24 protein-coding genes are annotated in these 24,415 nt (G+C 61.6%); 9 read left to right on the forward strand and 15 right to left on the reverse strand.

The window, feature by feature from the left end; translation table 11 throughout:
* Positions 1-35: 35 nt before the first annotated feature.
* The 7 genes from BG60_RS01450 to BG60_RS01480 all read right to left on the reverse strand — a co-directional run bounded on the left by BG60_RS01450 (position 36) and on the right by BG60_RS01480 (position 7,212).
* Positions 36-593, reverse strand: coding sequence for a hypothetical protein (locus BG60_RS01450; RefSeq protein WP_008346383.1), 558 nt, complete (start codon positions 591-593; stop codon positions 36-38).
* Positions 594-736: 143 nt separating this feature from the next.
* The gene (locus tag BG60_RS01455; protein WP_008346386.1) at positions 737-1,027 is read right to left on the reverse strand and encodes a hypothetical protein; all 291 of its coding nucleotides are present in this window, start codon (positions 1,025-1,027) and stop codon (positions 737-739) included.
* Positions 1,028-1,127: 100 nt separating this feature from the next.
* Positions 1,128-2,198, reverse strand: coding sequence for a hypothetical protein (locus BG60_RS01460; RefSeq protein ID WP_033536012.1), 1,071 nt, complete (start codon positions 2,196-2,198; stop codon positions 1,128-1,130).
* A gap of 74 nt (positions 2,199-2,272) precedes the next feature.
* Complete coding sequence (locus tag BG60_RS01465) at positions 2,273-2,503, reverse strand: hypothetical protein (protein WP_033536011.1); 231 nt, start codon at positions 2,501-2,503, stop codon at positions 2,273-2,275.
* A 404-nt stretch (positions 2,504-2,907) separates the two neighbouring features.
* Positions 2,908-4,653, reverse strand: coding sequence for a tannase/feruloyl esterase family alpha/beta hydrolase (locus BG60_RS01470; protein WP_144403633.1), 1,746 nt, complete (start codon positions 4,651-4,653; stop codon positions 2,908-2,910).
* Between the two features lie 102 nt (positions 4,654-4,755).
* Positions 4,756-6,009: a porin gene (locus tag BG60_RS01475; RefSeq protein ID WP_051996387.1), complete on the reverse strand. Its 1,254-nt coding sequence runs from the start codon at positions 6,007-6,009 to the stop codon at positions 4,756-4,758.
* A 255-nt stretch (positions 6,010-6,264) separates the two neighbouring features.
* Positions 6,265-7,212: a LysR family transcriptional regulator gene (locus tag BG60_RS01480; RefSeq protein ID WP_008346397.1), complete on the reverse strand. Its 948-nt coding sequence runs from the start codon at positions 7,210-7,212 to the stop codon at positions 6,265-6,267.
* Positions 7,213-7,312: 100 nt separating this feature from the next.
* Here BG60_RS01480 and BG60_RS01485 point away from each other — a divergent pair, with 100 nt between their 5' ends.
* The gene (locus tag BG60_RS01485; RefSeq protein WP_008346399.1) at positions 7,313-8,770 is read left to right on the forward strand and encodes an aldehyde dehydrogenase family protein; all 1,458 of its coding nucleotides are present in this window, start codon (positions 7,313-7,315) and stop codon (positions 8,768-8,770) included.
* Here BG60_RS01485 and BG60_RS01490 read toward each other — a convergent pair.
* Together BG60_RS01490 and yghU are read right to left on the reverse strand one after the other, a co-directional pair.
* Positions 8,731-10,026, reverse strand: a complete 1,296-nt coding sequence (locus BG60_RS01490) for a glycosyltransferase family 87 protein (protein ID WP_033536010.1) — start codon at positions 10,024-10,026, stop codon at positions 8,731-8,733. The genes BG60_RS01485 and BG60_RS01490 overlap by 40 nt on opposite strands.
* Before the next feature lie 279 nt (positions 10,027-10,305).
* Entirely contained in the window at positions 10,306-11,181 is an 876-nt protein-coding gene (gene yghU, locus BG60_RS01495) for a glutathione-dependent disulfide-bond oxidoreductase (RefSeq protein WP_008346404.1), read from the reverse strand.
* Positions 11,182-11,289: 108 nt separating this feature from the next.
* On the opposite strand from yghU, the gene BG60_RS01500 reads away from it, so the two are divergent.
* Both BG60_RS01500 and BG60_RS01505 read left to right on the forward strand, forming a co-directional pair.
* On the forward strand, positions 11,290-11,901 hold the full coding sequence (locus BG60_RS01500; RefSeq protein ID WP_008346406.1) for a TetR/AcrR family transcriptional regulator: 612 nt from the start codon (positions 11,290-11,292) through the stop codon (positions 11,899-11,901).
* A gap of 141 nt (positions 11,902-12,042) precedes the next feature.
* Positions 12,043-12,429, forward strand: coding sequence for a VOC family protein (locus tag BG60_RS01505; RefSeq protein ID WP_008346408.1), 387 nt, complete (start codon positions 12,043-12,045; stop codon positions 12,427-12,429).
* A gap of 18 nt (positions 12,430-12,447) precedes the next feature.
* Here the strand turns inward: BG60_RS01505 and BG60_RS01510 are convergent, their stop codons facing one another.
* Positions 12,448-13,251 (reverse strand): family 1 encapsulin nanocompartment shell protein, encoded by an 804-nt coding sequence (locus BG60_RS01510; protein ID WP_008346410.1) that lies wholly within the window; start codon positions 13,249-13,251, stop codon positions 12,448-12,450.
* The gene (locus BG60_RS01515; protein WP_033536009.1) at positions 13,244-14,287 is read right to left on the reverse strand and encodes a Dyp-type peroxidase; all 1,044 of its coding nucleotides are present in this window, start codon (positions 14,285-14,287) and stop codon (positions 13,244-13,246) included. The genes BG60_RS01510 and BG60_RS01515 overlap by 8 nt, the downstream gene beginning before the upstream one ends.
* 169 nt (positions 14,288-14,456) lie before the next feature.
* On the opposite strand from BG60_RS01515, the gene BG60_RS01520 reads away from it, so the two are divergent.
* Positions 14,457-15,173: a haloacid dehalogenase type II gene (locus BG60_RS01520; RefSeq protein WP_008346414.1), complete on the forward strand. Its 717-nt coding sequence runs from the start codon at positions 14,457-14,459 to the stop codon at positions 15,171-15,173.
* On the opposite strand, the gene BG60_RS01525 is transcribed toward BG60_RS01520, so the two are convergent.
* Complete coding sequence (locus BG60_RS01525; protein WP_193788591.1) at positions 15,170-15,787, reverse strand: NUDIX hydrolase; 618 nt, start codon at positions 15,785-15,787, stop codon at positions 15,170-15,172. The genes BG60_RS01520 and BG60_RS01525 overlap by 4 nt on opposite strands.
* Positions 15,788-16,159: 372 nt before the next feature.
* On the opposite strand from BG60_RS01525, the gene BG60_RS01535 reads away from it, so the two are divergent.
* The 3 genes from BG60_RS01535 (at position 16,160) to BG60_RS38945 (ending at position 18,642) form a co-directional block, all read left to right on the forward strand.
* On the forward strand, positions 16,160-16,795 hold the full coding sequence (locus tag BG60_RS01535; RefSeq protein WP_008346417.1) for a TetR/AcrR family transcriptional regulator: 636 nt from the start codon (positions 16,160-16,162) through the stop codon (positions 16,793-16,795).
* Positions 16,796-16,992: 197 nt separating this feature from the next.
* Positions 16,993-18,411, forward strand: a complete 1,419-nt coding sequence (gene aspA / locus BG60_RS01540) for an aspartate ammonia-lyase (protein WP_034470240.1) — start codon at positions 16,993-16,995, stop codon at positions 18,409-18,411.
* A 66-nt stretch (positions 18,412-18,477) separates the two neighbouring features.
* On the forward strand, positions 18,478-18,642 hold the full coding sequence (locus BG60_RS38945) for a hypothetical protein (protein ID WP_008346421.1): 165 nt from the start codon (positions 18,478-18,480) through the stop codon (positions 18,640-18,642).
* A gap of 54 nt (positions 18,643-18,696) precedes the next feature.
* Here BG60_RS38945 and BG60_RS01550 read toward each other — a convergent pair whose 3' ends face one another.
* Positions 18,697-19,893, reverse strand: a complete 1,197-nt coding sequence (locus tag BG60_RS01550; RefSeq protein ID WP_008346423.1) for a DUF2235 domain-containing protein — start codon at positions 19,891-19,893, stop codon at positions 18,697-18,699.
* Positions 19,894-20,088: 195 nt separating this feature from the next.
* Between BG60_RS01550 and BG60_RS01555 the strand changes: the two genes are divergently transcribed.
* The gene (locus BG60_RS01555; RefSeq protein WP_008346425.1) at positions 20,089-21,003 is read left to right on the forward strand and encodes a LysR family transcriptional regulator; all 915 of its coding nucleotides are present in this window, start codon (positions 20,089-20,091) and stop codon (positions 21,001-21,003) included.
* 3 nt (positions 21,004-21,006) lie between these two features.
* Here BG60_RS01555 and BG60_RS01560 read toward each other — a convergent pair whose 3' ends face one another.
* Positions 21,007-21,759: a hypothetical protein gene (locus BG60_RS01560; protein WP_008346426.1), complete on the reverse strand. Its 753-nt coding sequence runs from the start codon at positions 21,757-21,759 to the stop codon at positions 21,007-21,009.
* A 153-nt stretch (positions 21,760-21,912) separates the two neighbouring features.
* Between BG60_RS01560 and BG60_RS01565 the strand changes: the two genes are divergently transcribed.
* The gene (locus BG60_RS01565; RefSeq protein WP_034470142.1) at positions 21,913-23,688 is read left to right on the forward strand and encodes an ATP-binding response regulator; all 1,776 of its coding nucleotides are present in this window, start codon (positions 21,913-21,915) and stop codon (positions 23,686-23,688) included.
* A gap of 14 nt (positions 23,689-23,702) precedes the next feature.
* On the opposite strand, the gene BG60_RS01570 is transcribed toward BG60_RS01565, so the two are convergent.
* Entirely contained in the window at positions 23,703-24,410 is a 708-nt protein-coding gene (locus BG60_RS01570) for a response regulator transcription factor (protein WP_008346429.1), read from the reverse strand.
* Between the last annotated feature and the right edge of the window lie 5 nt (positions 24,411-24,415).

Consider the following 24,415-nt stretch of genomic DNA (forward strand, 5'->3'; position numbering starts at 1 on the left):
ATCGCATCGGAAAGATGCCGTAAGGAAAGCGCCCTTCACTGTGTGCGCGAGACCACCATACGGTCGACCAGCGCATCGAGCTTCTGCCGCGCGCTCGCGAAACGGTCTACGTTCAGACCATTGGTGTCGTAGCGCGCCGTCACGAGAATCTGCCCTTGACGCACGATCGTGAGATCGATCGCCGACAGATACGGCACCGGCTCGCTGCCGAACGCGCGCTTGTTCCAGCTCGTCGTCGCGGCGTAGACGAACATCGCCTCGCAACCGGGCGGCGACGTGCCGGGGTTATAGACCGTCGAAATCACACCGCGCCGCTGCAACGCGACCTGCAGCGAGGGCACGAAGTCGCCTGTCGCGACGTTCTGGTTCAGTTCGATGCATACGGATTGCAACGAGGCAGGCGAGCCCGTCACCGATGTCGGCGACGAATAGTTCGACGCGACCGTCATGCCCGCCTGCACGAGCGAGCCGGCGGCATCGGCGGCCGTAATCAGCGTCCACGTACAGCCGGAAAGCGCGCTTGCCCCGAAGGCAAGGAGCGCGCGAGCGATGAGCGTGCCGAACATGCTCGGGCCGCCGAATTGAACTTGCATGGCTTGGCGTCGTATCGATGGAAAGAAGGGCGGTGTGTCTGTCGACATCACGCATCGATATCTTCCCGCGACGCGCCGTCATCCGATATGCGGAGCAAGGCGCCAATCCGGCGAGTTATTTCCAGGTATTAATCCGCGAGCGATCAGACGAACAGGGACACGATTCCGCCGATGGTCGCCGCTGCTGCAACCCATTTGCCCGCGGTGTAGAAGCCATTCGTATCGGTCGCCTGCACTTCGGGACGTTCCAGCCCGAGCGCGCCATAAGCGAACGATTTCACCGATGACGGCGTGTTGGTTTGCTGAGGCACGGCGGCATCGTCGGCCGATGCGTCCTGCTCGACGTCGGTCGTGTCATCGGCAGGCGCGTCGCGGCGGGGAAGAGGCGTATCGGCGCTCGTATAGGCGGCCGTGGTCGCACTGTTGATCTGCATCGCTGGCCTCGTCTTTATGCGCTACTGCAAAGCCGCAATAACGGCCTGTCGCGACGATGCTTGAACACGCCCGCCTTTCGGTTCCTTACCGCTGGCCCGATCACATCGGATGGTTCTGCACGAAGGTCTTGTATGCCCAGTAGGCGGCCTTCTGCGTGAGTCCGTCGCTCTGGATAAGACCGTAATCGCCTTCGCTGTCGTCGTAGAGTTCGAAGGCCTGAATCGACTGGATGTTGTACTTCGACGCGACGCTCGCGAACTGCGCCATCATCAGACTGCCTGTCATGTATGTCGCGATCTGGCTGTACGAGCCGAAGTCTGGGCGCACGCCGAACTCGTTGATCCATACCGGCTTGCCCATATCGTGCAGAAACTGGAGCACGTCATGACATCCCGTGCCGCCGCATGCGTGCGTCATGTCGCCCTGACTCGAATACCAGTGCCACGACGTGACATCCCAACTCACCGCCGGATGACCCCAGGTGCCGTCCGGTTGCGAACCGTCGGCGAGCATCTGGAAGAAAGCGGTGTGCAGCCAGGTGCCGCCGAGGACGATCTTCGCGGAGCTGTCCACGGACTTCACGCCTGCGATCATCCCGCGGATCACGCCGCGCGCGAGCATGAACGACCAGTTGTTGTACTGATACCAGACGGTGCCGTCGACATTGCCGATAAGCGCCTTCGCTTCGAGTTCGTTGCCGACCTCGTAGTACTTGTAGGGGTAGCTGTTGGCCGTCTGCTGGCCGAGCGTGTAGCCCGCCTTGTAGGCGTCGTTCTCGCTGTTGTAGTTCAGGTTCATGAGCATCACCGGATACACGGTGACGCCGCCTTCTTCCATCGTCTTCGCGATGTTCGCAACCATGTTGGCCGATGTCTGGCTGTACACGTCATTGCGATAGATCGTTGCGCCGAGATCCTGCAATTGCGACAACTGCGTCTTCGCGCCCACGACGTCGTAAGCGCCGCCGTTGCTGTTGTGGCCGTTCGCGCCGTAAAAGATCGAGCCGCTGCCGCTTGCGGCCTTCGCGGTCGACTTCAGCGATGCCGCGCTCGTGCTCGCCGCGGCGGTGTCGGCGGGGTTGTCGCTGCCACCGCAGGCGGCAAGCACCATGCTTGCGGCGAGGGTTGCCGCAATGGATCGGGGCAGGAAGGAGGCAATTCTGTTCTTCATGGCGTTTAGTATGACTAACGGAGATGCGCGCTTTCGCAACGATCAGGGCACACGTTGAGCGCCGGGTCGAGCGATCAACGAGGCGATGCGCAGAATCGGTCGCGCATCCGAAATAGTTGAAAGAGCTTGTTAGTAATCCGAATGACCGGCTCAGGGTGAACGCCATTGACGACGCGTATCGGTGCGCCGAAAAAGCCAAGCCAGTGCAGATTCGCTGAAGCAAAGCCGAGCACAAAAGCGATGTGCATGCGGAAGGGCCAGCGTTCGATGACGATGATCCGCGAAGGTGAATTCGCGTCGGTCATCGGTAACATGTGCAGCGATACGACTTCGATGACGTCAAAATTGCTGACGGCGGCGCGATGCAGTTCGCGCCCTGAGCGTGCGTTGCCGGTATTAAGTCAGCGGGGAAAGGTTACTTTGTTCCGACGTAGAAGTAAACCCGATAGCAGAAAAAATATCTTGTGTACGGCAACATTTCGACTGGTCTTTTCTGCCGTTTATCGTTTTCTGCGTAGCCGTTTCTACTGCAGCAAGGGTGCTGATAATCGTTTCGCTTGCCTTGCTTGGATTGCCATGCTTCGGCGAGAACGGCACAGGAACTTCTCGTGGCAGCAGAACTGACTCTGTGCCCGCGTGAGTCAAGGGGGAAGTGCGCGCCGCTGCATCACCGGTAATGATGGAACGACAGCGGCGCGCTCGATGCAACTTACGGTGCAGCCACGCCCTGCGTCTTCGGGCTATACGACGTATAGAAGCTCGCGCCCGCCCATGTCGGCGCAGCGTCGTTATACAGCGGCGCACCTTGGCTCCAGTTCGCACCGTCGTGCCAGTCGCCGCTGCCGCTGAACTTCGCCACGGCCGGATACGGATACACCGGACGCGATGCCGTCACCTTGCTCGTCGTCGCATCGGTCTGATAGGTCATCACCGCATTCGGCGATGTGCCTTGTTCGACCCAGCCCGTGATCTGCGATACGAGATCGATGTTCGGAAAGCCTTCGCCGCCGCCGCAGTGACCCACGCCCGGCACGACATACAAACGCGAGAACTCGTTCGCGCTCGCTTCGCCCATCGTGTCCTTCACGGCCTGGTAATAGCGGATCGTGAAAAGCGGGGAGATGTGCTGATCCGCCCAGCCGTGCCACAGGATCAGCTTGCCGCCCGCGTTCTTGAACGCCGACAGATCGGGGCTCGTTGCATCGTTGAGCGGATGGTTCGCCTGCAGATAGCTCGAATAGAAGCTCGCATCGTGATAGCCGAAGGTGTCGACATTCGGCATCGACGGCGACCCCGTGAAGATCAGGTTATATGCCCCGGTCACGATCATGTAGCTGAAGAGACTGGTGACGGGCACGGCTGCGTCCGTCGAGTTCGTCGTCGGCACTTCGACACCGATCCAGTTCGCTTCCGAGCCGAACTGCGGCGAGCCGCCCAGCATGGGCATGCCGGTATTCGTATCGGTCGGGCCGCTGTAGATCTTCGAGGCCGTTGCGACTTCGGCGGCCGTCAGACAGTTGCTCGTGCTCGATGCATTGGCCGCGCATTGAATCGATGCGGGATCGAAGTGACAGGTACGCGGATCGGCGAGGAGACCATCGGGTACGTTGGCTTGACCGCCGCATGCAGCCACGACTGCCTTGTGCAGCAGTTGAGCCTTGTCGGCATAGAGCACGGCCTTGCCTGCGCTCGTACCCGTCGTGCTGTTCGATTCGACGTTCCAGCCGTGATAGAGCGAGTTTTGAATCTGGAAATGCGCAGCCGGCGCGCCCGCGACGATGCCGTTGTAATCCGACGGATAACGTTGCGCGGCCATCAGCGCTTCACGGCCGCCATCCGAACAGCCGACGAAGTAAGCGTATTTCTGCTCCTGTCCGTAGTAAGCCTTGATCAACTTCTTCGCGGCGAGCGTCGTGATGTGCTGGCCGCGATACGCAAAGTCGGCCTGCTTTTGCGGATCGGTCGACCATGTCGAATCCTGACCCGAATGACCCATGTCGGTCGCTGCCGTGACAAAGCCGCCTTGTTGAACGAGCGGGCACGTATAGCTGAAACTGAAGGAGCTTTGCTGAGTCGGATCGCTCAGATTGCCGCACAAGCCGCCGCAGCCGAGTTCGGCGAAGCGCTGTGTCCACGAGTCGACGGGCAGTGCGACCTCGAACGTATTCGAAGGCGCGAGCGTGCCTTTGACCGTGCAGAAGTTGACGGTGGCGCCGTTGACGGTCGCGGCCGTGACCGTCGCCGATGTGATCGTGCTGCCGGTGCCGCCGATATCGCTCAAATCGACCGATGCCAGCTTCGAGCAATCGACCGTAGGTTTCACCACGGCCAACGGTGTTTGCGCGGCGTTGCCGCTACCGCTATTGTTGCCACTGCCTCCGCATGCCGTGACGACGACGGTCACGAGGCAGGCGGTTATCAGCGCCATTAATCGCTTGGGATCCAGAGCTCTCATAGTTATCTCCTAGACTTCGTTTTGATGGCGTACGGACGAACGTCGCCAGCACGCCGAAGCGTGCGGACGATATGAAACGATCGTGGTGCTACGCGCGTTCGATCAGAAGCGATGGATGATGCCGACGCCCGCCGCGAACATGCTGCGCGATGCCGACGGCGCGCTCTGGAAGCCGTCGCCGATCGTTGCGTTGGCGGCCGTCTGACGGTTCGTAGCGGTGCCCGAGGGCGCCGCCAGCGTGTTGCCGTTCGCACGCTGGAACGCTTCCAGTGCGTACAGTCCCGTGCGCTTCGACAGCGAGTAGTACTGCGAGAGATTGAACTGGTGGTACGACGCGGCGTCGTTGATGCCGTTCGCCTTGCTGGCCCATGTATAGCTGTAGCCCGCTGCGAAGTCCCATGCCGACGTCGCCTTCCAGTGCAACACCGAGCCGACCGTGTTGAACACGGCTTCGTCGGTGAATTGCGAATTCACGCCCGGGATGTATTGAACGTTCGTGTACGTGGCCGAGATGTCCCACGCGCTGTTGAACTGATAACCGCCTGCAACCGCGAAGCGCTGTTGCGCTTGTGCGCGTTGATAACCGGCCGTCACCGCCGACACGCCCGGCTGGCCCGAACCATCGGTCGCTGCCGTGCTGTTGATCGTCGTCGAGCTGCTGCTGTAGATGCCGCCGCCATTGGCCGCGTTGTTGATGCGCGAGAACGCGACCGTGCCGCCGATCGGGCCTTGCTGGTATTGCAGCGCAGCCGACCACGTCGAGCCCTGATACACGCTGTCAGGCACGCCTGCAAGCGAGTACGAGCCGCTTACGGTGAAGCCATACATCTTCGGCGACGTATAGACGATCGAATTGTTCGCGCGATAGATCGTGTCGAGGCCGTCCAGATCGCCCGGATGCGCGCCGAAGTAACCGGTCAGCCAGTTCGTCGGGCTATACGGCGAGAGCAGCGTGTAGTACGAGGTGTATTGACGACCCAACGTCAACGTACCGTACGCCGGATTCGTGAGACCGACCCATGCCTGACGGCCGAACATCGCATTGGTGAACTGTGCTTGTCCGCTATTGATGTCGAAGCCCGATTCCAACTGGAAGATGGCCTTGTTGCCGCCGCCGAGATCTTCGGCGCCCTTCAAACCGAAGCGGCTACCGGCCCAGATGCCCGATCCGGTCTTGACGTTCGAGCGGCCCGGGTTCGTCTTTGCGAGATTGGTCTGGCTGCTCTGATAGACGATCGAATCGTCGACGATACCGTACAGCGTGACGCTGCTTTGCGCTAACGCCGGCGTTGCGATCGCCGCCGCATAGAACAACACGCCCGCGCTCAATGGCTTCAGTTGATGTCTCACTCTCATACACCCTCATCGTTGTCGTTGGATTGGTGAGCGATAGCATCGCGCGTAGTGCGACGATTACCCGCCGGTGCGAACGTACGCCGATGACAGGGCATGAAAAGAAAGGGTTAACCATTGATCCGATACCGAAAGTGAAATGCAAGGTCGCGTCCGGAAATGAGGCGAGCCTTGCAGGCACAGTGTCGGAATGCCGCTTTCAAGCGACAATCGAACGCCTCACACCGAAAACCGCGATAAACAAAACTGATGGCGGCGTTAAGTCTTTGAATTGACCTTTCGACGCTTCTTTTTCGGCGCCGGGTGCTTTCGATTTGCGTCGGCATATTCGCGGATCATGTGCGTCAATGCGCGCAAGCCCGCCGGCACATGACGACGGCCGGGATAGTAGAGGCATAGTCCGTCGAGCGGCGGCGTCCAGTCTTCGAGCACGCGCACGAGGGCGCCTGCTTCGAGATCCGCGGCGACATTCCATTCGGTCAGGTAAGCGAGACCGATCCCCGCGCGCGCGGCGGTCAGCATCATGCCCGGTTCGTCGAGCGTCAGCGCGCCGTCGCCATCGATGCGTATGGATTCGCCATGCCGCTCGAATTCCCATTGATAGATCGACCCGCTCGGCATGCGGCTGCGAATGCAGCGATGCGTCGCGAGGTCGGCAGGCGCGCGTGGCGGCTTGTGCTGTTCGAAGTACGCGGGACTGCCGACGACGGCGAAGCGCTGGCGATCGCCGAACGGCACCGCGATCATGTCTTGCGGTACGGTTTCCAGCAGACGAATGCCCGCATCGAAACCTTCGACGACGATATCGATGAGCCGGCCTTCGGTGACGATATCGAGCTTCATGTCCGGATAGCGCTTCAGGAACGCGATGAAAAGCGGCATCGCCTGATGCGCCGCGCCCACCGATGTATTGATACGCAACGTACCCGATGGCGTGTCGCGAAAGCTGCCGGCCTGTTCGAGCGCGTCGCGAATCGTCGAAAGCGCGGGCGCGATGTTCTGCACGAATTGCGCGCCGGCCTCGGAAAGCGACACGCTTCGGGTCGTGCGATTGAAGAGCCGCACGCCGATGCGAGCCTCCAGCGCGGCGATCGCATGACTCAGCGCGGACGTCGATACGCTCAGTTCATTCGCCGCCGCGCGAAAGCTGCGATGCCGCGCGACGGAAAGAACCGCTTCGAGTTCGGTGAGCCCCGATGTTTTCATTATGCTAAATCGTTCAATAGGTCATGCCGGATTGTACGTCTAGTCGAATCAATGCAAACGCCTTATCTTTTGCTCAATACATCGACCGAGCGAATTCATCATGCATGACATCGACCAGATTTATATCGGCGGCGCGTTTGTCACGCCGCACGGCAACGAGCTTTTCGAACTCTTCAATCCCGCGACAGAAAAAGTTATCGGCCGCGTGCGCCTCGCAGACAAGGACGATGCGCGCAATGCAATTGCGGCGGCGAAACGCGCATTTCCCGCATTCTCGCGGACGGACAAGCGCGAACGTATCGACATGCTGAAGCGCATGCACGCCGCCGTCATCGCGAAAGAGGATGAGCTTTTCGAGGCCATCGTCGAAGAATACGGCGCACCGGTTTCGCGCGGCCGCTGGATGGCGCGACATGCGAGCAACGTGCTGCTCGAAGCGGCGAAGGTGCTCGAAGACTATGCGTTCGTGCGTGACGCGGGTACGGCAAAAGTAATGATGCAACCGCTCGGCGTTGCCGGGCTGATCACGCCGTGGAATAGCGACGCCGGCTTTATCTGCGGCAAGCTGGCGGCGGCGCTCGCGGCGGGTTGCACGGCGGTCATCAAACCGAGCGAAATGAGCGCGATGCAAACGCGCGTCGTCACCGAAGCGCTGCATGAGGCGGGACTTCCGGCAGGCGTGTTCAACATCGTCACGGGCCGAGGCGATATTGTGGGCGCGGAGATCAGCGCGCATCCCGATGTCGCGAAGCTGTCGTTCACGGGATCGACGGTCGTCGGCAAGACGATCCTGCGCACAGCCGCCGATACGCTCAAGCGCGTGACGCTCGAACTCGGCGGCAAGTCGCCGACGATCGTGCTCGACGATGCGAACTTCGACGAAGCCGTGCCGCTCGCGCTCGATGCGGGCTTCATGAACAGCGGTCAGGCATGCATCGCGGGCACGCGCATTCTGGTGCCGCGTGCGCGGCTCGCGGAGTTCGAAGAGAAAATCGTGAGCGCCATCGAGAAGACTCGCTCGGGCGATCCGCGCGATCCGCATACGAGCATCGGCCCGATGGTGAGCCGCAAGCAATGGGAGCGCGTGCAGCGTTATATCCGTATTGGCATCGATGAGGGCGCGCGACTGATCGCGGGTGGCGAGGGGCGTCCGGATCACGTCGGCGCCGGCTGGTTCGTGCGTCCGACGCTCTTCAGCGACGTGACCAACGACATGACCATTGCCCGAGAGGAAATCTTCGGGCCGGTGCTGTCGATCATCGCGTACGGCGATATCGAAGATGCCATCGCGATCGCCAACGATACGCCTTATGGTTTGCAGGCGTACATCGCTTCATCGGACGCCGCGCGCGCGAACGCGGTGGCGTCGCGCATCGACGCGGGGCGCGTGCTCGTCAACACGCTCGCGCATGAACCTGCTGCCCCGTTCGGCGGATTCAAGCAATCGGGCATCGGACGCGAATACGGCACGTTCGGCATCGAAGCGTTCCTCGAACCGAAGGCACTGCTGGGCGTCCGTCAAGCCCGCGACTCGAGGCCGCCCGATTCCGCGTGCTGATTGCGCCGCACCGCTGTGGCAGGCCCGAAATAACGCGCGATGCAGAGCGCGTAGGTGATCAGCGCCGAGATCGTGTACATCGCGGATCGCTCCATGAAGAACAGCAAGAGCACGGCAATCGCGAGAAGCAGCATCTCGATGCGAAGCGAGATCGCGGACAGTTGCAGATCGCGGCGCTCGATTGCCGTGCCGAGCAGAATCACGAGCGGAATCAGCGCGACGACCATGTGGATCGGCTCGAGGATCGGCGCGGCAAGCAGCATCGTCATGCATGCGAGCGCGTAGTCCATGCGTTTGTCGCGGCTGCGGAAGAAGACGAGGTAACACGCGAACACGCAGATGATCGCGGCGAAGATCGTCGATGTCGCGTGAAGCGTCGCTTCGGATGCGGGCGTGCCGAGCTTTTCGGATATGGTCTGCAATGCGCCGCGCACCGAACTGTTGCCGGGCAAGCCACCCGCACCGAGGATGTACGTCTGCGCTCGCCCGATCTCGACGGTCAGATATTCCCAGATCACGCGAAAGCCGAGCTTGCTCGCGGTGAAGAGCGTGATCGCGATGGCGCAGACGCCCGTCGAGATTACCGTGCGCCATTCGCGTCGCAAGAGAAGCAAGCCGACGATGGCGAGCGGTGTCACCTTGAAGACGACGGCGAACGCGAGAAAGACTCCCGCGAGCCAGCGATTGCCGCGCTCGATCAAGAAGAACGACGTCACGAGAAGAAAGAAAAGAAGCTGGTTCGATTGCGCGAGATAGGCGTCATGCAGAACCGGAAAGCTCAGCATGGTCACGCCGATGAGCAGCGCGGTCACGCGCCTGTCTTCGCCGCGATAGGCCATCTTCGCGAGAAGCACTGCGCCGATGATGGACAGCACGACCGACATCGCGACCCAGGCGAGCTTCGCGGTGAACGACGGCAATAACGCGAACGGCGCAAAGATCAGCGCGAATTGCGGCGGATAACAATAGATCAGGATATCGTCGAGATTGGCGCCGAGCGTCGTCAGATAGGCGACGAGCCGCTCGTTGTTATAGATGAGCGACGGATCGTGCGGCGAATTCAGCACGCTGCTGAAGGCGTAATAGTAGAAATTGAAATCGCTGAAGGCCTTCGGATGATCGGCCGAATAACTCAGCGTGTAGTGATAGATGATGACCATACGAATCGCGAGAAAACCCGCCGCGACCAGCATGAGCAAAGCCGCGATGATCCGGACGTTATCCGCAGATCTGGCGCCAACCCGAGCGTTCAACATGGACGTTCTCCCGTGTGCCGGCTATCACGTTGTAAGGACGCTGTAATGAATCCTTTGGGATTGATCCACTATTCGTCGCATGAAATCGGGCGAGAGAACCGTTAGCGGATCGTATGGCCTACGAATCGTGACAGCATCACAGGGGCCGCGTCAATCTGGTATTTGCGCAGTGCAATGAAGAAACTGCTTTTTGAAAAATGGATGACGCTCGTGCGTTTTTATGCATGCCGCGTGTTGAACAAAAATATCAGATTCTTATCGTCACGCGGCTCGCAGTCGTCACTTCTCCGCGGCGATCTTGTCCTGAGTGCGCGTATCGAAATCGGATCCGTCATGGCGCTCATGCAACTGGCTCGACGGCTCGCCGAAAGTACGGTTCACCATGCGGCCGCGTTTAACGGCCGGACGTACGCCGATCAATTCGGCCCAGCGGCGCACATGCTTGTATTCATGCACGGAAAGGAACTCGGCGGCGTTGTATAGCCAGCCGTTCACGAGACCGCCGTACCACGGAAAGATCGCGATATCCGCAATGGTGTATTCGTCGCCGGCGATATAAGTGCTCTGCGCGAGACGCTTGTCGAGCACGTCGAGTTGACGCTTCACTTCCATGGCGAAGCGATCGATCGGATATTCCATCTTGCTCGGCGCATAAGCATAGAAGTGCCCGAATCCACCGCCCAGATAGGGCGCGCTTCCCATCTGCCAAAAAAGCCACGACAAGCACTCGGCGCGCTTTGCCGGTTCCGTCGGCACGAACGCGCCGAATTTCTCGGCGAGATAAAGCAGGATCGCGCCGGATTCGAAAACGCGCACAGGCGTTGCGCCGCTGCGATCCACGAGCGCCGGAATCTTCGAATTCGGATTGATATCGACGAAGCCGCTGCCGAACTGATCGCCATCGCCGATGCGAATGAGCCACGCATCGTATTCCGCATCGCGATGACCAAGCGCCAGCAACTCTTCGAGCATCACGGTGACTTTCACGCCGTTGGGCGTGGCGAGCGAATAGAGCTGTAACGGATGACGGCCAACGGGCAACGCCTTTTCATGTGTCGGACCGGAGACCGGCCGATTGATATTGGCGAATTGTCCGCCGCTTTCCTTGGTCCAGGTCCATACGGCCGGCGGCACATATTCGTTCGATGCGCTCATGCTTCAAGCTCCTTTGCAATATGAATTCGGACGAGGTTATCAGGTCGTCCGAAAACATGCTTGACCGGGCTTTGTACAATCGGCTCCGCAATCCACGAGAGGAAACGAATGAGCCAGCGTCCATCGCACAAACCGTATCGCCCGCGAAAAGCGCCCGCGCAATCGCGCTCCGAAGCCACGGTGGCATCCATCGTCGAAGCAGCGGCGCAAGTGCTCGAAAGCGAGGGCTTCGAAGGATTCAACACGAACGCGGTCGCGCGTCGCGCGGGCGTCAGCATCGGTTCGCTCTATCAATACTTTCCGGGCAAGGATGCGCTCATCGTCGCGCTGATTCGTCGTGAAAGCGCGCGCTTTTATGAGGATGCATCGGTCGCGCTCACCAAACGTAGCGGCAAGGCGGCGCTCGAATATCTGATCGGCGCGTCCGTGCGTCAGCAACTACAGCGTCCGATGCTCGCGCGTCTGCTCGATATCGCGGAAGGACGGCCGGCATTGCGCGGCGAAGTGGCGAAAGGGGAAATGGACGCGCTGGTCGAGACGATCGTCGGTCGTGCCGCACCACGTCATCCGAATCCGGAAGTGGCGGCGGCCGATCTGCTCGCCATCGTCAAAGGCATGGTCGATGCCGCGGGCGAACGCGGCGAGCGCGATCTCGACGACCTCGAACGCCGCGTTCGGGCCGCTGTTTTCGGCTATCTGTCGAGAAGCGGCGGCGCGTAAATGCGAGCAATGGAAGCGACGCGACGGTGCAAGCCGCATCGCTGCGGGCTTTCGGCGGCTGTTCGCAATGCGAGTAGTCGAATGTGAGCTTTTGCTTATATTCTGAAGTCTCTATCAACCCAGTAGAGACCGAGCCAAGACATGAAGCTCAATCACCTCAGTTTCCCTTCCGCCGACACACCCGCGACCGCTCGATTCTTCGAGCAGTATCTCGGCTTCACGATATCCGGAACGTGGGACCAGTCGTACATACTCAAGCGTCCCGGTTTCGATGTCGTGATCGATCACGCGCGCGACGATGCACCGGAATGGCCGCGCGCGTTTCATGTCGGCTTCGAATTGCCGAGCCTCGATGATGTGCGCGATCTATACGAACGCTTCAAGTCGGAAGGCGTGGAGATGGAGACGGACATCTTCAACAACGGGCGCGGCTCGCGCTTCTTCTGCCGCGCCCCGGGCGGCGTGATGTTCGAAATGAATACGCGCTCCGATGCCGCGCCCGAGTATCAGGGCACATTCGACAACTGAAGCGATCGCGACGAAACGCTATTCGCCCGCCGCGATGGACACGGACGCTTCGCTCGTCAGCATCAGGAACGTGAGCGTTTCGCGCAGATAGAGCTGCACGGTCGTGTCGGTATGACTCGTATAGCCGATCGACAAGTCCTGGCCGAGATGCAGCTCGTAATCGCCGCCACGCGTCGAGAGCACACAGCCGCCCTGAAGCGCGGGCGCCCACACGAGATCGCCGCTCACGATGCGCTTGATGTGCTGAATGACCGGATAGCCCTGATCGCTCGCTTCGGCGAGCGCGGTATAAGCATCCGCGCCGAGCAGCACGGAATAGGGTCCGTCGACGCCGGCAAGGCGCAGCTTCTCGAGCGCCTGACTGATCGCGGCGGGATAATCGGCGACGTCCGCGGGGAGATACGTCGGCGCATTGGAGCTGCCCTCGCGGATGCCGGTGATGCCGGCGGCCGCGAAGCCGTCGAAGATCGCGCTGTCTTCCGCGAGCGCCAGTTCGTTCGCGGCGGTCTTCGCGGGTTGCCAGTCGCCATCGTTGGAGCCGCGTTCGACGCTGTCGATCGCTTCGCGCTGCAACGTGAACGGCACGGTGAGTTGCACGAGTTGCTTCACGTCGTATAACTTCGCCGCGACGCCTTGCTTCGGTGAAGCGATGTTCGTCTGATGCCCCGTACCGATGCCCGATAGCGCCGTGCCGCCGGGACTCTTCACGTCGACGACGCGGCGGCCCGCGAGCGCGCGCTTGAACGTGCGCGCGACTTCGGCTTCGATCTGCGACCATGCGGCGCCGGAGATCGGCGCGAGCTCTCGATGCAAGTTATTCATCTTGTGAAGTTCCTTTGAGTGAGCCGATGTTCAATGTTCCTGCGCGGCTATCTTCAGGCGCGTTATCGCTGGCGGAAGAAGTCGCGGCATCCGGGTTGCGGTCGGGAAGTTCGTCGAGCAGATCGTTGGACGGCACGAAGAACAGGCCGCCCGTCACCGCGCGGCTGTAATCGAGCAGGCGGTCGTAATTGCCCGGCGGCCTGCCGACGAACATGTTCTCGAGCATCTGTTCGATCGGCGCGGGCGTGCGCGCATAGCCGATGAAATACGTGCCGAACTCCTTCGCTCCCGGACGTCCGAACGCCATGTTATGCCGAAGGATCTTCACTTCCTTGCCGTTCTCTTCGATCGTCGTGAGCGAGCTATGCGAGCACGACGGCTTGATCGAATCGTCCAGTTCGACATCGGATAACTTTTCACGTCCGATGATCAGTTCCTGTTGCTCGACGGTGAGGCCATTCCACGCATCCAGGTTATGCAGATACTTCTGCACGATCACATAACTGCCGCCGGCGAAATCGGGATCTTCTTCATCGATGATCGTGTAATGCGCGGCGCTCTTTCCTGTCGGGTTCTCGGTACCATCGACGAAGCCCACCATGTCGCGCAGATCGAAGTAGCGAAAGCCATGCACTTCATCGACGACCGTCACTGCATCGCCGAGCTTGTTGAGCATCTGCGCGGCGAGCTCGAAACAAAGGTCCATGTGATCCGCGCGGATATGCATGAGGATGTCGCCGGGCGTCGCGATCGCGCGGCGCTCGCCCGAGCCGAACTCGCGAAACGGATGCAGCGACGCGGGGCGCGGCGCGCCGAAGAGCATGTCCCACGCATCGGCGCTGAAGCCGCATACGCAGGACAAATTCGCGGTCGGCGCGCGCGTGCCGACCGCGCGGACCAGCGCCGCGATGTCGCCGCACCATGAGCGCACGACATCGGCCTTGCCTTCGCCGCGCGCCACGGTGGCGACGATGAAGATCGCGCTTCGGGAAATAGGATCACAGACGGCTTGTGGTTCGGGTGTGTTGTTTGGCATCTGAAAATACAACCTGAAGTTTCATCGGATCATAAGCTGGCGTATCACTGCTGCGAACCGACGATACACCAAGTTCATGTGATCAATACCCGAAATCGCACGGTTATGTAACATCACGGAGCGCCAAACTTCGTGATCCAATCATCTTCATCGACCGACAGGAGCGACTGTGAAACTGACTGACTTCGATACGCTGACCTTCGACTGCTACGGCACGCTGATCGACTGGGAAACCGGTATCTTCGAAGCGCTGCGTCCGCTGCTGGATCGCGTTCAGCCCGCGCTGACTCGCGATCAGGTGCTCGAGGCCCATGCGCGTCACGAGTCGTCGCAACAGAAGTACACGCCGGGCAAGCGCTATCAGGAGTTACTGGCTATCGTGTACAAGCGGCTCGCGGAAGAGTGGGGCGTTTCTTTCACTCAGGAAGATTGCATGGTCTATGGCCGCTCGATTCGCGACTGGCCCGCATTCCCCGATTCCGCCGATGCCCTTCGATATCTGAAGCAGCATTACAAGCTCGTGATTCTGTCGAATGTCGACAATGAGAGCTTTGCCCATAGCAATGCAAGGCTACAGGTGGAGTTCGACGCAATCATTACGGCGGAAGATATCGGATCTTATAAGCCTTCGCCGCGCAATTTCGAATACATGCTGGAAAAGCTGGGCGAGCGCGGAATCCGCAAGGAAAAGATCCTGCATACGGCCGAAAGCCTTTTCCACGATCACAAGCCTGCGAATGGTTTTGGCCTTGCATCGTGCTGGATTTATCGCCGTCATTCGCAGCCCGGCTTCGGCGCGACGATGGACCCGGGCGTTCAGCCGAAGATCGACTTCCGCTTCAACAGCATGGCCGATCTGGTCGAAGCCCATCAGAATTCGCTTTAGTCGAAGTCGACTTCGCCGCCGCGTCGCAGCGCGTCCAGACGCCGGATCTGCGCGGGCATGATGCGGCCCAGCGACAGCGGCGGAAGGTCGTCGAGACTGAAGAACTCGACGGCATCGGTTTCCACGCCGATCACATTGCCGGTTCCCACGATCTCGCCGAGAAAGACGAGCTTCCAGATGTGAAAGACCGACGGCGGATGCGGGTGCTTCGCCGTATCCCACGCGGCCAGCAGCCGCACGATGTCGACCGTATAGCCGCTTTCCTCACGCACTTCCTTCGCGGCATTCTCCGCAGGCGACAGGCCGACATCCGCCCAGCCGCCGGGAAGCGACCACAATCCATCGGCTGCTTCGCGCACGAGCAGGATGTACCCGGACTCGTTGAACACGGCGCATCTGACGTCGAGCTTCGGGTTCGCATAACCCGACTCGAATGCGAAAAGCTCCGCCACTTCGCCCGCTTTCATCGATGCGATCTCGGCAAGCTGTTCATGCGCGATCGTCGCTATTTCTTCGTAGCGTTCCTTGTCGAATGCGCCGTTCGTATAGTGCAGTCCCGTTTGTGCGAGGGCCAACAGGCGTCGCGCTTGTTCGAGTCGTCGATTCGAGGACATGTTCATTCCTGCGTTTCCATGTATGACTGTGTGGTCGTGAGCAGCGGGTGCTCTAAGGTTCGAAAGAGCGGTGAGTTTTGCTTGCGCCTCGTCGCAAAATCGATGCATGCGACGCTTTACCGCAAGCATCTTGCGCCGGACCGTTTTCTGCATTGCGGCGCAGGGAGGCGGCCGCCTGCCGCGGCGAGAGTCAAGCTGGACTGACGGTTTCCTATGGTTTCTCATCGATTCGACGATATCGCTAGCGTTTCATTTTTTCGTCGTCAAGGCGGCAAGATTACTTATACTCGGATCTATGCTCTGGCCCATTACGGTCGGCATAATGTCATCTATCAAAATGACAATCGTAATTCGATCCGTAGCCGCAAAGATATGAGCGAACAACGAACAAAACGAGACCCCGAGGGGACGCGGCGGCGCATTCTGGAGGCCGCCACGGAGCAATTCACGAAGTTCGGCCTCGCGGGCGCGAGAGTCGACGCCATCGCCACGGCCGCGGGCACGAACGAGCGCATGCTCTACTACTACTTCGCGAGCAAGGAAGGGCTCTACGTCGCCGTGCTCGAAGCGATGTACATGCAGTTTTCGCAACGCGAGCAAGGCCTCAATCTGTCCGGCCTGCAACCAGCGGAAGCGGTCCGCGAACTGGCTCATTCGATCTGGACGCATCTTCGGGAAAACCCTCAGTGGCTGAGTCTCATCAACAACGAGAATCTGCACGAAGGCCGTTATCTGGAGCGTTCGAGCCATTTGCGCGAGACCATTTCGCCAGTGGTCGATCTGCTGCGCGCGACGCTCGAACGTGGCGCCGCCGCCGGACACTTTCGTCAGGGCGTCGATCCGCTCGATTTTTACGTGACGCTCGTCGGCATGGGCTATTACATCGTGTCGAACCGCTTCACCATCGACATGTTCACCGGCCGCAATTACGCCGAGCCCGAACGTCAGCACGCGATCGCGGAGATGCATCTCGACATGTTGCTCACCTACCTGCGTCCAACCAACTGACCAACGCGGGTCTGGACGTCATGCAAAAGTTGCATAGCCGTATGCGACAGTAGCATTCACGTTTTTTCTGCCTTCCCTAAGATTCCAACCTGACACAAGAAAGCGGCGCATCGACTTCGATGCGCCTGCCATTCCCGAGCGCGCGCGCCGGTTATGACCGATCGTTCGTGCGTCATCCCAAGTCAGGACGGAAATTCATGCTCGCGCCCATCGAACGTATCGAACACGATCTGCTCGGCGATCTCGCCGTGCCCGCCAACGCGTACTACGGCGTGCACACGCTGCGCGCGCTGCAGAACTTTCCGATCACCGGCATCGCCATTTCCGCTTACCCGAATCTCGTCGATGCACTGGCGAGCGTGAAGGAGGCGGCCGCGCTCGCCAACCACGAACTCGGCGTGCTGAGCGAAGTGAAAATGCAGGCCATCGTGCACGCATGCAGGCAAGTGCGCTCGGGCACGGCGCACGAGCATTTCGTCGTCGATGTGATTCAGGGCGGCGCGGGCACGTCGACGAACATGAACGCGAACGAAGTCATCGCCAATCTCGCGCTCGAACATCTCGGGCATCGACGCGGCGAATACGGCGTGTTGCACCCGAACGAGGACGTGAACCTCGGCCAGAGCACCAACGACGTCTATCCGACCGCACTGAAGATCGCCACGTACGCGGGCATCATGCAACTGATCGAAGCGATGGGCGTGCTGCGCGCATCGTTCGAACGCAAGGCGCTCGAGTTCCGCGACGATCTGAAAATGGGCCGCACGCAGCTTCAGGACGCGGTGCCGATGACGCTCGGCCAGGAGTTCAGCACCTTCGCCGTGATGCTCGGCGAGGACGAAGCGCGCTTGAAGGAAGCGGCGAAACTGATCTGCGAAATCAATCTCGGCGCCACCGCGATCGGCACGGGCATCAACACGCATCCGCGCTACGCGCAGCTCGCGTGCAGGCATTTGAGCGACGTGACCGGCATCGCGCTGACGACATCGCCGAATCTCGTCGAAGCGACGCAGGATGTCGGCGCATTCGTGCAGCTTTCCGGTGTGCTGAAGCGCGTCGCGGTCAAGCTCTCGAAGACCTGCAACGATCTTCGTCTGCTGTCGAGCGGACCGCGCGCGGGACTCGGCGAAATCAACCTGCCGCCGGTGCAGGCCGGGTCGAGCATCATGCCGGGCAAGGTGAATCCGGTGATTCCGGAAGTTGTCAATCAGATCGCGTTCGAAGTCATCGGCAACGATGTGACCGTGAGCTTCGCCGCCGAGGCGGGCCAGCTTCAGCTCAATGCGTTCGAGCCGATCATCGCGCACAGTCTCTTCAAGAGCATCGCGCATTTGCGCGCGGGATGCCTCACGCTCGCGTCGAAATGCGTCGACGGCATCAGCGCGAATCGCGACCGCTTGCGCGCGATCCTCGAAAGCTCGATCGGCATCGTGACGGCGCTCAATCCGTATATCGGCTACACGCATTCGACGGAAGTCGCGAAGGAAGCGCTCGTGTCCGGCAAGAGCGTGGCGCAGATCGTCATCGAAAAAGGGCTGTTGAGCCCGTTGCAACTCGACGAAATCCTGCAGCCCGCGATGCTGACGCAGCCGCGCGGCATCGCGTCGGCGGCTTGAGAAGCCGTTTCGCGCCAGCCGGAGTAGACTGTTTTGGCGGTGTGCCTGCCGCGAAAGGAGGTTGCGATGAGATTCGCCGATATGTTCAAGCGCCCGAAACGCGGCGCGACGGCTGCTCCCGGGGACGCGGAGCCTCACCACGAGGAACACGCGAAATCGGTGCAGAAAGAGGCGCGCAAGCTGTGGGACGTCATTGGCCGAAATCGCCATAAGAGCGCGAAGTGGCACTAGCGAAGTGGCGTAGGAAGCGGGCCCGGGAACGAAAGTCCCGGGCCCGCAACGTTTTCAGGTCGTGATCCAGTTGGTGTGCGCCGGGAAGAGCGTGCCGAGCACGGCGGGCGAGTACGTGTTGGGAACCGGCACCGGCTTGCCCGCCACCATCACGAGGCCCAAACGCTGCGCGACCGACACATGCGCGCCAATGTCCTGCGGAAACGCGAACGGGCCGCGCGGCCCGAATGGACGCAGCGAGAAGGGCGGCTCCGTCCACGGCGAATGCGACTTGCCGAGAAAATCCGGCTGCAGGGACCAGGGCGGCGTCTTCAGACGCATGCCGATGGCCGGATCGGCGAGGCGCTTCAGCATCCATTCGCAGGCGATATCCGAAAGCCCCGATTCGGCATTCGGATAACCGCCGCCGACATCCGCGTGAGCGCCCGCGAACAGCACCTGCGTGATGCCCTCGCGTGAATCCCACAGCGTCGGCGTGAAATCGCCGCGCTGCTCGTCGAGACTGATCGCGTGAATGCCGAACTTGACCTTCGGGCTGAGCGCGGTATCGGCGAAGCGGAACAGATCGACCGTCGAATCCTTGCTGTCGAGATAAATCGGAATGCCGAGCGCGCCGACCGTATCCCAGACGCCGATGGCGCGAATTTCATCGACGGGCAGCGTGTCATCCGGCTGCAGTCTCGCTAACGCGAGCTTCGGATCGAAATTGACGATCTTTTCGAGCAGCCCCCGCAGTCCGCCCGCGTTGCGCGCCGGCGGTCTCGCCTCGCGATACTTGCGCCACGCGAGTATGCCCATGCGATACGCGAGCGCCTTGTCGTTCACGTCGTAACGGCTCGTGTCGAGCACGCCGACGCTCGCGATCATTCCGCCGAGCGCGCGCGCCGTGTACGCGCCGCGGCTGAAGCCCATCAGGATGATGCGGTCGCCCGGCCGGTAGTGACGCGATATGAACGTATAGCCCCGCACGATGCGCGCGATGATGCCATCGCCGAATGCGCCGCCCACGAGTTTCGCGATGACGTTGCGCGAATCGCCGACGCCATGCAGATATTTCGCGACCTGTCCGTCCGGCCCCGGTTCGGCGATTTCCTGTTCGGAGGCGAGCAGCGTGGACGCGGGGTCCGGTTCGCCGGACAGCAGCATGAACGCCTTGAATACGTTCGTGGGATCCGGCGTGCCGTCGTTGTCGTGATCGGTGTCGGGACCGTTCCAGGTTCCATCCGCGCAGAAAATGATGTTCTTGCTCATGATGCACCTTCCTTTCCATCGTGACGCCGCAAGCACTCGCTCAGTATGTCTTAGTGTCTCGGCGATCGATCGGCAAGCCGCACGTCTTCTGCGAACGACGCTTTGGCCGAAAGAGCCTAACCGAGATCGAATGGCGGCTTTACTTTTGCAAAAGGACGGGTTTATAAAGGAGCCATCCTTGAAAAAAACTCAATTATGAAAGTCACGCTCGACGAGCTTCAGACCTTCGCGACGGTCGTCGATACAGGCTCCATCACGGCGGCTGCGGAGCAACTGGATCAGACGGTTTCGGGCGCGAGCCGCACGCTCGGCCGCCTCGAAGAGAAACTGCAGACGACGCTCCTGCGCAGGACCACGCGCCGCCTCGAACTGACGGAAGAGGGCAGGAGCTTCCTGCAGCATGCGCGCGAGATCATCGACGCGGTGGAGAGCGCCGAAGAGCAGGTCGCCGCGCGCCGCGACCGGCCGTCGGGCCTCTTGCGCGTCGATGCCGCGACGCCCTTCATGCTGCATGTCATCGTGCCGCTCGTCGCGGGTTATCGCGAGCGCTATCCGCATGTGGAGCTGGAGCTGAACAGCAACGAAGGCGTGATCGATCTGCTGGAACGCCGCACCGATGTCGCGATCCGCATCGGCAAGCTGAAGGATTCGACGCTGCATAGCCGTCCGATCGGCAGCAGCCGCATTCGCGTGCTGGCGACGCCGCATTATCTGGAAACGCACGGGCATCCGAAGCGCGTCGACGAGCTCGCCAATCACGCGCTGCTCGGCTTCACGCAGCCGGAATCGCTCAACGTCTGGCCGCTCGCGGGGCGCGATGACGAGCCGTATCGCATCAAGCCGAGCATCGCTTCGTCGAGCGGCGAGACGCTGCGGCATCTCGCGCTGGAGAGTGCGGGCATCGTGTGCCTGTCGGACTTCATGACGCTGCGCGACCGGCGCGAAGGGCGGCTCGTGCAGATTCTCGCGCGTCATACGCAGGAAGTGCGGCAGCCGATCAGCGCCGTCTACTATCGCAACACGGCGATCTCCGCGCGCATCGCTTCGTTCGTCGACTATCTCGCGCAAGCCGTGAAGACCACGGAGTTCGCGCTGACCGGCAATCGCTGACACTCAGCCCGCCGACTCGACCGCGAGCAGATTGAGCACGAGCAGAATCGCGGCCTGATTGTCGGCGCTGATCGCGATGCCGAGCGTGCCGCCGATCCATCTGCCGATCTTCGTCGCGGCGAAATCCGCGCTTTGCGCCGACTTCTTGAGCGTCACGCCGAGCCTCACGGCCCGATAGTGGTACGAAGGGATGTGATGCCGCGTCGCGAGCGCGAACAGGCCGCCTTTGTCCTCCGAGCACCATCCGAGCGTGCCCGCGAGAACCAGTTGCTCGTACCGGTCCAGGCCGTCGATGAACGCGCGCGCGAGACGCCGCACGCGCGCTTCGTCGAGGCCGTACTGCATCAGCACCGAGGCGACAGGATCGTCGGGCGCGTGCGCGTGCTCGTCTATCTGCGCGGCGACGCCGTCGAGTTCCATCGACACATCGCGCTGATTGCTCGCGCTGCGCAGACAATCGATCAGAAAGCGCCTGAAATACGTGCATACGGCGTAGCCGCTCGACGGCGCGCTGTGCTCGCTCGCGTGCGATTCGCCGTGGCCCGGTTCGAGCCGCAGCACTTTCGCGTAGATGAACTGCGCGACGAGTTCTTCCTTGTCCTCCTTGAGCGATTGCAGCTCGGGCGGATGATAGCCGCGCAACGCGCCTTTCACGAGGTTGTAGATCGAAACCATTTCGTCCTGCGACAGATGCGTGCGCCGGCGCCAAAGGTCGGTGAGCATCGAGGGCGCACCCGTCTCCTGGACGGGATTCATTGTCAAGGTCTCCACGTTGTCAATCCCCTCAAAACGGTGGCAACGTGATGAGTATGGTTTTCTCCTATTAAACGACCAATATGAAGTTAGTCATATCCGTCGACTAGAACTTTCGGGTAAACCGGGCGGATCAACGCAGCAAGGGGATGACAGATGCAAGGCGATCGTGAGCACGGCGAGACCGACGAGGACGTCGCCAGTGCGCTCTACGCGGCGGACCCCGCATCCTTCATCGCGCATTGCTGCGCGATCGCGCTCTTCTATCCGGCATTGCTGTCACGCCCGCACGCCGGATGGCTCGTCTTCGGCTGCGTGCTCTTCCACGCGGGCGCGAATGGTCTCGCGATCGGTCTTTGGGCCTGGCGGCGTCACGATCCGCTTCGTTTCGGCGCGCGTCGATGGATCGGCCTGCATGCGCTGCGAAACGTGCTGCTTCACGCGGCGCCGGGCATCGCGATCTGTTTCGCGTTCCAGAACGAATCCGCCGGATCGGTCGCCGCGCAGGCCGTTCTGCTCGTCACGCTGGCCGCGCTTGCCTACGGTTCGAACGGATTGAGCGTGCGCAACCTGTCGGGCGCGGTGCTGACGCTGCTTCTGCCCGTCACGATTGCGAGCCTGATGCAGCCCGCCGATGGCCGTTTCGGATTGGGCGTCGTGCTTGCCGTGTTCGTCGTCGCGATCCATCTTTTCGGCTCGCAGTATCGGCGTCTTTTTCGCGGCATCGTGAAGGCGCGCGTCGAGCAGGAGCGGCTCGCGCAAACCATCGCGCTGCAGAAAAGCGTGATCGAGGAAGCGAGCCTTGCGAAGACGCGTTTTTTCGCGGCCGCCAGTCACGATCTGCGCCAGCCGCTTCACGCGATCGGCCTGCTCGCGCAGGCACTCACCGACGGCCGCGCGAGCGCGCAGGAGCGCGATGACTCCGCGCAGCACATCATCGCCAACGTCGACGCGCTGAATCAGCTCTTCAATCAGGTGCTCGACCTCGCACGCATCGAAAGCGGCGTCACGCAGGTGATTCCGCAGCATTTCCTGATGTCGGAGCTGCTCGCGCGCATCGAGCGGCAGTTCCGGCCCGCCGCCGCCGCGAAGGGGCTGGCGTTGCGCATCGCGCCGACGTCGAGCGTCGCCTTCACCGATCCGGTGCTGCTCGAACGCGTGATCGGCAATCTCGTGTCGAACGCCGTGCGCTACACCGAGCGCGGCTCGATATGGATCGGCGTGCGTCACGGCGGCGATCCGGAGCAAGGTCATATCGAAGTGCGCGATTCGGGCATCGGCATCGCGCCCGACGAACACGCGCTCGTCTTCGAGGACTTCTATCAGGCGCCGCTCGCGCATCACGGCGCGCGCGAAGGACACGGCCTCGGTCTCGCGACGGTGCGCCGTCTGACGCGGCTGCTCGGCGGCGAGCCGACGCTGCGCTCGGAGCCGGGACGCGGCACGACGATCCGCGTGCCCGTGCGCTTCGGCGATGCGAATCTCGTTACGTCGAGTCTGTGCGCGCCGCTGCCGGTCATCGGATGCATCGAAGGACGCCATGTGCTGTGCGTCGACGACGATCCCGCGAATCTCGATGCGCTCAGCGCCTTGCTCACGCGCTGGGGATGCAGCGTGCGCGGCTGTCGCGACGAGCTGGCGGCGGTGCGCGCCATTTCCGAGGGCTTCGTGCCGGACGTGCTGCTGTGCGATTACCAGATCGACCGCCACGAGACCGGCGCGGAAGTGCTTCAGGCCGTGCGCGAGGCGTTGCGGCGGCGCGGCCACGGCGAGCCGGCGAGCGTGGTGATTACGGGCGACATGGCGTCGCCCGGCCTCGCGGCGCTCGTCGCCGCCGGTTTGCCGGTCCTGCACAAGCCCGTTACGCCGACGCGCCTGCGCCGCACGCTCGACATGCTGCTTCAGCCGCGCGGACAGGACGAAGCGGCCTGAGCGCGGCGCGCCGCTCAGAGCGTGCGCCCGCCTTGCAGCCAGCCGTTGATGAGCGCGATCGCCGAAGAACGGTTGTGCACGCCGAGCGCACGAAAAATCACGGAGAGATGAACCTTGACCGTGCCTTCGGCGACCTGCAATTCGCGCGCGATCATCTTGTTCGTGCAGCCGCGATGCACGAGCCGCATGATTTCGCGCTGACGCGGCGACAGGTTTTCCATCAGATGCAGATGATGCGGCGCGAGCGCGGGCGCCGCCGTGTTCGTCATCGGGCGCGGACGTTCGGCGGCGCTCTGGCGCGCGAGCCGCGACGGCGACGGATCGATCAGGCTCAGCGCCTCGATCGGCACATACGCGCCGCCGGACAGCACGAGCTCGATCGCCTTGACCATCACGTTGGCGGGCTCGCGCTTGGGCACGAAGCCGAGCGCGCCCGCGGCGAGCACCGCGCGCATCTCGTCGACGGATTCTTCCGCCGACAGCACCACGAGCGGCAGCGCCGGATTCGCCTTCAGCAGCGCCGAGAGCGACGCCGCGCTTTCCATGCCCGACATGTGCAGATCGACGATCGCGAGATCGTGATTCGCTTCCGGACGCGCGGCGGCGGCGAGCGTCTCCCAGTTGTCGGCTTCGTCGAACTGCGCGTCCGGATCGATGCCGCGCAAAAGCGCCTTGACGGCCTGGCGGATCAGTTCGTGGTCATCGGCGACGAGAAACCTCATGCGCT

The sequence above is a fragment of the Caballeronia zhejiangensis genome, assembly GCF_000698575.1.
Lineage (GTDB): Bacteria > Pseudomonadota > Gammaproteobacteria > Burkholderiales > Burkholderiaceae > Caballeronia > Caballeronia zhejiangensis.